Here is a 10123-nt window from a genome sequence, read left to right as displayed (position 1 = left end):
CCCGTCGCCCCCGCCCCCGACACCCGCAGCACGGTGCGCGTGGCGCTCGAGCGCCTCGACCACCTCCTCGACCTCACCGGCGAGGTCATCGGGACCCGCTCGCGCTTCGAGAGCCTGCTGGCGCGGCTGAAGGAGATCGACGACGCGCTGGAGAACAGCCGCCTGCGCCTGCTGCAGGCCGCCGCCGACTTCGAGACGCGCTACCTCAACCCGGTGCTCTCCGAGTCCAAGGCCCCCGCCGCCGAGGAGGCCGACGAGGGGGGCTCGAGCGGCATCGGCAAGTCGGTGCAGGAGATGTTCTCCGAGCTCGAGTTCGACCGCTACACCGACCTCAACATCCTCGCCCGCTCGGTCTCGGAGATGGTGGCCGACCTCAACGAGGTGCGCTCGCAGCTCGGCACCACCCTGCTGGCCCTGCGCGACGAGCAGGACTCCTTCGGCAAGCTCACCCGCTCGCTGCGCTCGGAGGTGGGCCGCATCCGGCTGGTGCCCATCGGGCGCCTCTACCAGCGCCTGCGCCGCCAGGTGCGGCAGATCGCCGGTGAACGGCCCGTCCGCCTGGAGCTCTCCGGCGAGCAGGTCGAGCTCGACAGCCTGGTGCTCGACGGCCTGGTCGAGCCGCTGGTGCACATCGTCAACAACGCCATCGTGCACGGCCTCGAGAGCCCCGAGGTGCGCGCCGGGCGGGGCAAGCCGGCCGAGGGCCTGCTGCGCATCCGCACCTACCAGCGCGGCGGCGACGCCTTCATCGAGGTGCAGGACGACGGCAACGGCATCGACGTGGAGGCGGTCAGGCGCAAGGCCGTCGAGAAGGGCCTGCGCAACGAGGCCGACCTGCAAAACCTCAGCCGCCGCGAGCTCATCGAGCTCATCTTCCTCCCCGGCCTCTCCACCGCCGCTACCATCACCCAGGAGGCCGGGCGCGGGGTGGGCATGGACGCGGTGTGGAACAGCGTGCGCCGCCTCAAGGGCGACATCACCATCGAGACCCAGCCGGGCCTGGGCACCACCTTCCGGCTGCGCGTGCCGCAGAGCCTGATCGTCTCCGACGTGCTGATCCTGGAGGCGGGGGGGCACACCCTGGGCCTGCCCAGCGACACCGTGCGCGCGCTGCGCCTGGTGGAGGCGGGCGCCCAGACGCTGGAGCACGAGGGCGAGCGCTACCCCATCCAGAAGCTCTCCCGCCTGCTGCGCCTGCCCGAGGCCGAAGCGGGCGAGATGGCGGTGGTCTACCTCGAGGTCGCCGGGCGCCAACTGGCGCTGGGGGTCGAGCGGCTGGTGGGGCTGCAGCAGTCCATCGTCAAGCCCTTCGAGGAGCCGCTGTCGCTCTTAGGCCACTTCTCGGGCGCGCTCGTCGCGGGTACGGGCGAGGTCATCCTGGTGCTCGACCCCGGCGGGCTGCTGCGCCTGCAGGCCGACCCCTACGACAACCGCGCGGTCTCCTCGCTCAACATCGCCGCCCCCGTCCAGCAGACCATCCTGCTGGCCGACGACTCGCTCTCGGTGCGCAAGATGGTGGGACAGAACCTGCGCCGGCTGGGTTACAATGTCGTCACTGCCGCCGATGGTCAGGAGGCGTTGGAAATCTTGCAAGAAGGCACCTTCGCCGCCCTGATCACCGACCTCGAGATGCCCCGCATGAGCGGTTTCGAGCTTCTGGAGGAGGTGCGCCGACGCCCCCACCTCGCGCACTTGCCGGTGGCGATCCTCACCACCCGCGCGAGCGCCAAGCACCGCGACCTGGCGATGCAACTGGGGGTGAACGCCTACCTCACCAAGCCCGCTGACGAGGCCCAGTTGCTGCAGTTCCTGCGCGAAGGAGTCCGCACGTGAAAGCCTTGATCGTTGCCGCCAACCTCGAGTCCACCCGTGCCTTGCAGCAGGCGTTCATCCAGTCCGGTTTCGAGATCCAGACCGAGACCAGCGCCCTGTACGCCCTGACCCTGCTCGAGCGCAACCGCCCCGACGTGGTGGTGAGCCTGGCCCAGCTCTCGGACATGAGCGGGGTCGAGTTCTACGAGTTGGTGCGCAGCGACGAGGCCCTGCGCTTCGTGGCCTTCATCCTGCTCTCCCCCCAGTCCCCCCCCAACGTCTCGCGCATCGACAGCGTGATGCCCCCCGCGGTGATCCCCGGCGAGGTGGTGCGGCAGGCCTACCAGAAGGTGCTCGAGGTCACCCGCCAGACCTACGAGGTCTCCAGCGCCTCCCCCGTCCGCGAGGCCATCCAGGGCGTGCTCGGCGACATCAGCCTCTTCGACTTAGCCCAGTGGCTCGCCCGCTCGGCCAAGACCGGCCGGCTGGTGGTGCACCTCGACCCCCACCACGCCACCCTGTACTTCCTCAAGGGCCAGCTCATCCACGCGCAATTCGGCGACAAGAGCGGCGAGGACGCGGTGCTGCACCTGATGATCCAAGCCGAGACCAACCGCGACGGCAGCTTCGGCTTCGAGCCCAAAGACGCCAGCGACCTGTTCCTGGAGCCCGTCACCATCCACAAAAGCACCGATCAGCTCCTGCTCTCCCTGGCGGTGGAGATCGACCACCGCCAGGCGGGCTCGAGCCTCAACTGAAGTAAGGAGAGAATATGGCGAAAGTTCTCGTGGTCGACGATAGCACCAGCGTACGGAAGGTGCTGGAGCGCCTGTTGGCCGCACGGGGCTTGCAGGTCGTGACGGCCCAGGACGCGGAGGAAGGGCTCAAGATGGCTACCGACGAGTCCCCCGACTTGGTCATCGCCGACGTGGTGATGCCGGGCATGAGCGGCTTCGAGATGTGCCAACTGCTGCGCCTTAACCAGCGCTTCCGCGACACCCCGGTGATCCTGATCTCGGGCATCATGGACGACAAGACCCTCATCCAGGCCCAGAGCGTGGGCGCCAACGGGGTCATCTCCAAGCCCTTCACCCCCGACCCCGAGGTCTTCGCCGTCTACTGCCGCACCCTCTTCTCCATCGCGGGCGTCCTGGGCGACCGCACCGGCTACTCGACCCTCGACAGCCTCACCCTGGAGTACCGCGGCCACCAGCTCGTCTTCCACCGCATCGACCTCGAGCACAGCCTCGTCCTGGTCGTGCGCGGCAACGGCCAACTCGGCGTGCTGCGCTACCTCGTGCAACGGCAGTTGCCGCAGATCGTGGCGCACTTGGCGTGATGCGCCGGTAGCTGAACGCGAGATGCACGTATGGTGTCGTGCGTCGTACGTCGTACGTCGTACGCAAAACGCTAAACGCAAGACGCCCTGTTGGGATAAATCATCCACTGGGGCCGCATCCCGCCCCACAAGCCAACTACAGCCCCACTCCCCAGGGGACGGGCGCTCATGCCGTGCTGCCTGCCCCGGCCGGGGTGTGCGGCTCACGCGGGAGGGGGTGGGCGGGGTGGCGCAGACGAGCATGCCGCCGGGTCAAGGTGCGGCCCGCACCCCCGCACACGCGGGCACTGAGGGCCGGCGGCATGTCCGCGAGGGGGTGGCCGTAGGCCATACCGGCTTTGCCGGTAACCTGGGGCCCCTCGGGGGAGCCCAGGGGGAGCAGGTTTCCGGCGTATGCCGGGTCGCGTACCGCGATGCCCTCGCCACGTGGAATGGCCTCCCCCTCGCTCCCCTGACGGCGGAGCGGGGGTCACCAAACCAAAGCACCGCACACCAGCCCCTCCAGAGGCGAAAACGAAAGGGCGAACCGTGGGTTCGCCCTTAGAGAGGGGGCTCGAGGTCAGAACTTGTCGTAGAGGATGGCCCGTTTGACCTCTTCGATGGCCTGGGTGACGGGGATTTCACGCGGGCAGGCCTCGGTGCAGTTGTAGGCCGTGCGGCAGCGCCAGACCCCGGTGCTGGCCGCGAGGGCCTGGAAGCGCTCGCGGGCGCCGCGGTCGCGGCTGTCGAAGATGAAGCGGTGCGCCTGCACGATGGCGGCGGGGCCGATGTAGCTGCCGTTGACCCAGAACACGGGGCAGCTCGTGGTGCAAGCCGCGCAGAGGATGCACTTGGTGCTCGCGTCGAAGCGGGCACGGTCCTCGGGGCTTTGCAGGCGCTCGCGGTCGGGCGGCGGCTCGTCGTTGATGAGGTAGGGCTTGACCGCGCGGTAGGCGTCGAAGAAGGGGTCCATGTCCACGACCAGGTCCTTCTTCACCGGCAGGCCGCGCAGCGGCTCGACCGTGATGGTGTCCCCCGCCTTCTTGGTGAGGTCCTTGACCAGCGCCTTGCACGCGAGCTGGTTCTTCCCGTTGATGAGCATGGCGTCCGAGCCGCAGATGCCGTGCCCGCAACTGCGCCGGAAGGCCAGCGTGCCGTCCTGGAAGTACTTGACCTTGTGCAGCAGGTCGAGCACCCGGTCCATGGGCTCCGCCTCGACCTGATAGCTCACCCAACCCGGCTTGGCCGCCTTGTTGGGGTCGTAGCGCATGACTTTAAGGGTTACTTGCATTTGGTCTCCGTCGTACGTCCTACGTCGTACGTCGTACGCGGTGGGCCTGGGGCGTACGGCGTACGGCGTACGACCTCAATACGTCCTCGCCTTGGGCTCGAACTTGCCCAGCACCACCGGCTTGTACATGAAGTCCACCTTGCCGTTCTTGCGGTAGACCAGGCTGTGCTTGAGCCAGTTCTTGTCGTCGCGCTCGGGGTAATCCTCGCGGGCGTGGGCGCCGCGGCTCTCCTTGCGGTTGAGGCAGGAGTGCACCGTGGCCTCGGAGACCTCGAGCAAGTACCCCAGCTCCATCGCCTCGACGAGCTCGGTGTTGTAGCGCTCGCCCTTGTCCTGCACGCCGATGTTCTTGTAGCGCTCCTGCAGCTCGGCCACCGCCTCCACGCCCTTGGACAGCAGTTCCTCGGTGCGGAAGACCGAGGCGTAGTCCTGCATGGCCTGCTGGAGCTCGGCCCGCAGCGCCGCCACCGACTCCTTGCCGCCGGAGTTGCGCACGCGCTCGAGGCGCTCGCGGCTCTCCCCCGAGGCGTCCGGGGAGAGGTCGTGCAGCTCGGCCGACTTGGCGAACTTGGCGGCGGCGGTCCCGGCGCGGCGGCCGAAGACCACGAGGTCGCCCAGCGAGTTGGTGCCCAGGCGGTTGGCCCCGTGCAGGCTCACGCAGGCCACCTCGCCCGCGGCGTAGAGCCCGGCGATGAGGGTGTTCGTGTCGTCGGCGATGACCTCGCCGCTCAAGGTGGTGGGGATGCCGCCCATCGCGTAGTGCGCGGTGGGCATCACCGGCACCGGCTGCTTGGTGGGATCGACGCCCTGGTAGATCCAGGCGAACTCGGAGATGTCGGGCAGCTTCTTGTGGATGGTCTCGGCCGGCAGGTGGGTGAGGTCGAGGAGCACGTGGTCCTTGCGCGGGCCCACGCCCCTCCCCTCGCGCACCTCGAGGTACATCGCCCGCGCCACCATGTCGCGCGGCGCCAGGTCCTTGATGGTGGGCGCGTAGCGCTCCATGAAGCGCTCGCCCGAGTCGTTGCGCAGGATGCCGCCCTCGCCGCGCGCCCCCTCGGTGAGCAGGATGCCCAGCGGGAAGAGGCCGGTGGGGTGGAACTGGTAGAACTCCATGTCCTCCAGCGGCAGCCCCTTGCGGTAGAGGATGGCCTGCAGGTCGCCGGTGAGGGTGTAGGCGTTGGAGGTGACTTTCCAGGCCCGCCCGTAGCCGCCCGAGGCGATGACGATGGCCTTGGCCTGGAAGGTGTGCAGCTCGCCCGTAGCCAGCTCGTAGGCCACCACGCCCTTGGCGACGTTGTCCTCGATGATCACGTCGGTGACGTGGAACTCGTTGTAGAAGGTGAGGTTGTGCTTGACGCACTGCTGGTAGAGCGTCTGGAGGATCATGTGCCCGGTGCGGTCGGCGGCGTGGGCGGCGCGGTGCACGGCGGCCTTGCCGTACTCCTTGGTGTGCCCGCCGAAGCGGCGCTGGGCGATGCGGCCGTTAGGCAGCCGGTCGAAGGGCAGGCCCATGTGCTCGAGCTCGAGCACCGCCTCGATGACCTCCTTGGCGAAGATCTCGGCGGCGTCCTGGTCGGTGAGGTAGTCCCCGCCCTTGATGGTGTCGAACATGTGCCACTCCCAGTGGTCCTCCTCGACGTTGCCTAAGGCCGCGCCGATGCCCCCCTGGGCCGCGCCGGTGTGGCTGCGGGTGGGGTAGAGCTTGGAGATCACCGCCACGTCCACGCCCTGCTTGGCCGCGTAGAGCGCGGCGGTGAGGCCCGAGCCCCCCGCGCCGATGACGATCACGTCGTGTTGATGTGCCATGGTTTACCTCGTGCCCTCGCTGTGCTCGAGCCGGGTGTCCTCGCTGAGCCCCTTGGAGAAGTCGTGGTTCAAAAGCGACATGCTGCCCACGAAGAACACCAGCACCGCCATGGAGTACGTGATCACCTTGGCCCAGAAGCGGCGGGCGGGGTCGCGCACCCAGTCGTCGAGCACGTAGCGCAGGCCGTTCATGCCGTGCAGCAGCGACAGCGAGAGCATGGCCCAGTCGTAGATCTTCCAGGTGGTGTTGGATAGTCGCTCGGCGATGTAGGTGTACTCGACCTTCCCGGCGTTGATCAGGATGTTGCTCATGTAAAGGTGGCCCAGCACCAAGAACACCAGCACCAGCCCCGAAACCCGCATGAACACCCACCAGGCGAGCTCGAGGTTGGTCCCGGCCTGGGCCTTGGCTTCTTGATAACGACGCGCGCGCACCGCCATGTCAGGCCCCCGTGATGTCCCGGATGATCTCCGGCACGATCTTGATCAGAGCGGGAATATAGAACAACAGGAACAAGGCCCACACCCCGTACCACAGCTCCCGCTGAAACTTCACGCCCCATCCGGTAAAGTCCATGAGGATGATGCGCAACCCGTTGAGGGCGTGGTAGAGCACCGCGCCGATCACCCCTAGAAGCCCCAGCCGGAAGAACCAGATGTGGAAGATGGCGAACAAAGACTTGGAGGCCTCCTCGCCCCACATCGCCGCCGAGATGTTGAGCACGTGGATCAGGAGATAGAGCAGGATCGCTATCCCTGAAAGCCGGTGCAGAAAAAAAGCCCACTGACCTTCTCTGCCGCGATACATAACGTCCTCCAGCGGCCAATCATAGCACTGCCAGCGCACGAAGCCTAAGTGCTGTTGGCACACTCGAACAGAACGCGACCGGGCGTGTAAGTACACCATGGGGAAGTCGGGGTCGTAGGTCATACGTCGTACGTTGAACGCCAAACGCAAGACGCCAGACGCCGTTCGATCGCGGTTTGGGCGTTCAGCGTTTGGCGTTTGGCGTCTGGCGCACTATGGCTATCGGCTATCGGCCATCAGCCATCGGCGACTTCTGCAAGAAGTCTAATCTGTGCAATTACCGCCCTCGAGGTAGACCCTCCAGGCCATCTCGAGGTGTTCCACAAGCGTGCGGGCGTCCTCGAGCTCGTCCCGGCTCACCAGGCCCACCGGGATACGGTCGGCGTCGGGGTTGATGAGGATCCCGTAGCCCTGGCTGTTGGCGTCGAGCACGATGTCCTCGACGTCGTGTTCCTCCATCCAGCGCAGGACCTCGGCGTAAACCTGGGGGGGGACCTCGCTGGGGGCCGAATGCCGGGTCAGGTGCAGGCTGTGCATGTTCACCTCCTTTTCCTTATCGCCAAACTCCGCCCGAGGCCGGGACCGGGCTCCGCCCGGCCTCAGTCGTCCGAAGCTTCCGCCCGGGCTTGCGGCCGCTTCCGGGCGCCGAACAGCCGCCGGAAGAAGGCCAGCACGGGGTCGTAGTATTCATCCACGACGCGCTCTTTGAGCGGGATGATGGCGTTGTCGGTGATGCGGATCTCCTCGGGGCAAACCTCGGTGCAGCACTTGGTGATGTTGCAGTACCCGATGCCCCAGGCCTCCTTGAGCAGGGGCAGCCGGTCGGCGGTGTCGAGGGGGTGCATCTCCAGGCCCGCCACCCGCACCAGGAAGCGCGGCCCGACGAAGCCCTCCTTCTCGTCGTGCTCGCGCAGCACGTGGCAGACGTTCTGGCACAGGAAGCACTCGATGCACTTGCGGAACTCCTGCACCCGGTCCACGTCCTCCTGCCGCATGCGCCAGTCGGTGTCGGGAGCGGGGGTGAAGGGCGTGATGCGCTCGTTGACCTTGTAGTTCCAGGAGACGTCGGTGGCGAGGTCGCGGATGACCCTGAAGGTCTTCATGGGCCGCACGGTGATCGGCTGGCTCATGTCGAGCTCGTCCAGGCGGGTCATGCACATGAGCTTGGGCTTGCCGTTGACCTCGGCCCCGCAGGAGCCGCACTTACCGGCCTTGCAGTTCCAGCGGCAGGCCAGGTCGGGGGCCTGCGTGGCCTGGATCTGGTGCACCGCGTCCAGCACCACCATGCCCTCCTGCGCCTCGACGCTGTACTCCTGGAGGGTGCCCCCCTGGGCGTCCCCGCGAAAGACCCTGAGAGTAACCGTGCTCACCTCACCGCTCCTTTGCTCTCCACGAGCTCCCGCAATTCCTCGGGCATCTGAGGCAATTCCTCGCTCTCCACCACCAGTCCCCCGTCCCGGCGCCGCACGACCAGATTCAGGCGGGCGAAGGTGGGGTCGGGGTCGGGGTAGTCCAAGCGGGCGTGCCCGCCCCGGCTCTCCTTGCGGGCCAGCGCCGCCCGCACCACCGCCTCGGCCACCTCGACCATCAGGCGCAGGTCGAGCGCGGTGTGCCAGCCGGGGTTGTAGGCCCTCCCGCCCGAGGCCTTGGCGTTCCAGGCCCGCGCCTTGAGGCGCTCGAGGACTTCGAGCTGGGCCTCGAGCTCCTCCTCCACCCGCATGATCCCCGCGTTCTTCTGCATGCTCGAGCGCAGCTCCCGCAGCACCTCGAAAGGGTTCTCCCCCGACCCGTTGAAGGGGGTGAGGGCCTCGGCCACGTAGCCCCGCACCTCGGCCTCGTCCGCCGGGGCCCAGGCGCCCTGCTGGCCGGCGAACCTGGCCGCCGCGGCCCCGGCCCGGTGGCCGAAGACCAGCAGGTCGGTGAGGGAGTTGCCGCCCAGGCGGTTGGCGCCGTGCAGCCCGCCGGCCACCTCGCCGCAGGCGTACAGCCCGCGCACCGTGGTCGTCTGTGTGTCGGGGTCCACGCGCACCCCGCCCATCATGTAGTGGCAGGTAGGACCCACCTCCATCGGCTCCTTGGTGATGTCCAGCCCGGCCAGCTTCATGAACTGGTGGTACATGCTGGGCAACTTCTTCCTGATGTACTCGGGGCTGCGGCGGCTGGCGATGTCCAAGAACACGCCCCCGTGCGGGCTGCCCCGCCCCTCGTTGACCTCGCGGCGGATGGCCCGGGCCACCACGTCGCGCGTGAGGAGCTCGGGCGGGCGCCGGGCGCTCGTGTCGCCGGCGAGCCAGCGCTCGGCCTCCTCCTCGGTCTCGGCGAACTCACCCTTGTAGCGGTCGGGGACGTTGTCGAACATGAAGCGCTTGCCCTGGCTGTTCTTGAGCACGCCGCCCTCGCCGCGCACGCCCTCGGTGACCAGGATGCCCATCACCCCGGTAGGCCAGATCATGCCGGTGGGGTGGAATTGCACGAACTCCATGTCGATGAGGTCGGCCCCCGCCAGGCTCGCCAGGGCGAAGCCGTCGCCGGTGCACTCCCAGGAGTTGGAGGTGATCTCGTAGATGCGGCCCAGCCCGCCGGTCGCCAGCACCACGGCCTTGGCCCGCAACACCAGGAACTCCCCGGTGTTCCGGTCGTAACCCACGGCGCCCGCCACCGCGTCCCCATCGCGCAACAGGCGGTACACGGTGGTCTCCATGTGCACCTTCAGCCCCAGGCGCACCGCCTGGTCCTGCAGGGTGCGGATCATCTCGAGACCGGTACGGTCACCGACGTGGGCCAGGCGCGGGTAGGTATGCCCCCCGAAGTTGCGCTGGTTGATGCGCCCGTCCGGGGTGCGGTCGAAGACGGCGCCCCAGCGCTCGAGCTCCATCACCCGCAGGGGGGCTTCGCGGGTGAAGTTCTCCACCATGCGCCAGTTGTTGAGCATCCCGCCGCCCTTGACCGTGTCGCGGAAGTGCACCTGCCAGCTATCCTCGCCGCGCACGTTCCGCAAGGCCGCCGCCATGCCCCCCTCGGCCATCACCGTGTGGGCCTTGCCCAGCAGGGTCTTGCTGACCACCCCCACCCGCGCCCCCTCCTCCAG

Annotated in this window: 10 protein-coding genes; 3 read left to right on the top strand and 7 right to left on the bottom strand. The window is 67.9% G+C overall.

The genetic code is table 11. The features are described 5' to 3' along the window. The 3 genes from Mterra_RS15320 to Mterra_RS15310 all read left to right on the top strand — a co-directional run. A partial coding sequence (locus tag Mterra_RS15320) for a hybrid sensor histidine kinase/response regulator (RefSeq protein ID WP_147372829.1) occupies positions 1-1833 on the top strand: 1833 nt, incomplete at its 5' end. Beyond that, positions 1830-2570 (top strand): DUF4388 domain-containing protein, encoded by a 741-nt coding sequence (locus Mterra_RS15315; protein ID WP_119315965.1) that lies wholly within the window; start codon positions 1830-1832, stop codon positions 2568-2570. The genes Mterra_RS15320 and Mterra_RS15315, both read left to right, overlap by 4 nt. A gap of 14 nt (positions 2571-2584) precedes the next feature. Beyond that, complete coding sequence (locus Mterra_RS15310) at positions 2585-3151, top strand: response regulator (RefSeq protein WP_119315964.1); 567 nt, start codon at positions 2585-2587, stop codon at positions 3149-3151. A gap of 559 nt (positions 3152-3710) precedes the next feature. Here Mterra_RS15310 and Mterra_RS15305 read toward each other — a convergent pair. The 7 genes from Mterra_RS15305 to Mterra_RS15275 all read right to left on the bottom strand — a co-directional run. After that, complete coding sequence (locus Mterra_RS15305; protein WP_027892877.1) at positions 3711-4421, bottom strand: succinate dehydrogenase iron-sulfur subunit; 711 nt, start codon at positions 4419-4421, stop codon at positions 3711-3713. 75 nt (positions 4422-4496) lie between these two features. Continuing rightward, complete coding sequence (gene sdhA, locus Mterra_RS15300; RefSeq protein WP_119315963.1) at positions 4497-6227, bottom strand: succinate dehydrogenase flavoprotein subunit; 1731 nt, start codon at positions 6225-6227, stop codon at positions 4497-4499. Positions 6228-6230: 3 nt separating this feature from the next. Further along, a complete protein-coding gene (locus tag Mterra_RS15295; RefSeq protein WP_119315962.1) occupies positions 6231-6668 on the bottom strand; it encodes a succinate dehydrogenase hydrophobic membrane anchor subunit in 438 nt (145 codons plus the stop codon). A 1-nt stretch (position 6669) separates the two neighbouring features. Continuing rightward, positions 6670-7035, bottom strand: coding sequence for a succinate dehydrogenase, cytochrome b556 subunit (sdhC, locus tag Mterra_RS15290; RefSeq protein ID WP_119315966.1), 366 nt, complete (start codon positions 7033-7035; stop codon positions 6670-6672). Between the two features lie 264 nt (positions 7036-7299). Continuing rightward, positions 7300-7572, bottom strand: coding sequence for a hypothetical protein (locus tag Mterra_RS15285; protein ID WP_147372827.1), 273 nt, complete (start codon positions 7570-7572; stop codon positions 7300-7302). A 62-nt stretch (positions 7573-7634) separates the two neighbouring features. Further along, complete coding sequence (locus Mterra_RS15280; protein WP_119315960.1) at positions 7635-8405, bottom strand: succinate dehydrogenase/fumarate reductase iron-sulfur subunit; 771 nt, start codon at positions 8403-8405, stop codon at positions 7635-7637. After that, positions 8402-10123 (bottom strand): fumarate reductase/succinate dehydrogenase flavoprotein subunit (locus Mterra_RS15275; RefSeq protein ID WP_119315959.1); only part of this gene is annotated, 1722 nt, incomplete at its 5' end. The genes Mterra_RS15275 and Mterra_RS15280, both read right to left, overlap by 4 nt.

The organism is Calidithermus terrae (assembly GCF_003574345.1).
GTDB classification, from domain to species: domain Bacteria; phylum Deinococcota; class Deinococci; order Deinococcales; family Thermaceae; genus Calidithermus; species Calidithermus chliarophilus.
Note: the sequence above shows the minus strand (reverse complement) of the source record. Positions and strands in the feature narration are given on the sequence as shown.

Excerpts from the sequence above, each read along its gene's own strand:
- Mterra_RS15310 (WP_119315964.1), top strand. The coding sequence starts at position 2,585 with ATGGCGAAAGTTCTCGTGGTCGACGATAGCACCAGCGTACGGAAGGTG.
- Mterra_RS15305 (WP_027892877.1), bottom strand. The coding sequence starts at position 4,421 with ATGCAAGTAACCCTTAAAGTCATGCGCTACGACCCCAACAAGGCGGCC.
- sdhA (WP_119315963.1), bottom strand. The coding sequence starts at position 6,227 with ATGGCACATCAACACGACGTGATCGTCATCGGCGCGGGGGGCTCGGGC.
- Mterra_RS15295 (WP_119315962.1), bottom strand. The coding sequence starts at position 6,668 with ATGGCGGTGCGCGCGCGTCGTTATCAAGAAGCCAAGGCCCAGGCCGGG.
- sdhC (WP_119315966.1), bottom strand. The coding sequence starts at position 7,035 with ATGTATCGCGGCAGAGAAGGTCAGTGGGCTTTTTTTCTGCACCGGCTT.
- Mterra_RS15285 (WP_147372827.1), bottom strand. The coding sequence starts at position 7,572 with ATGCACAGCCTGCACCTGACCCGGCATTCGGCCCCCAGCGAGGTCCCC.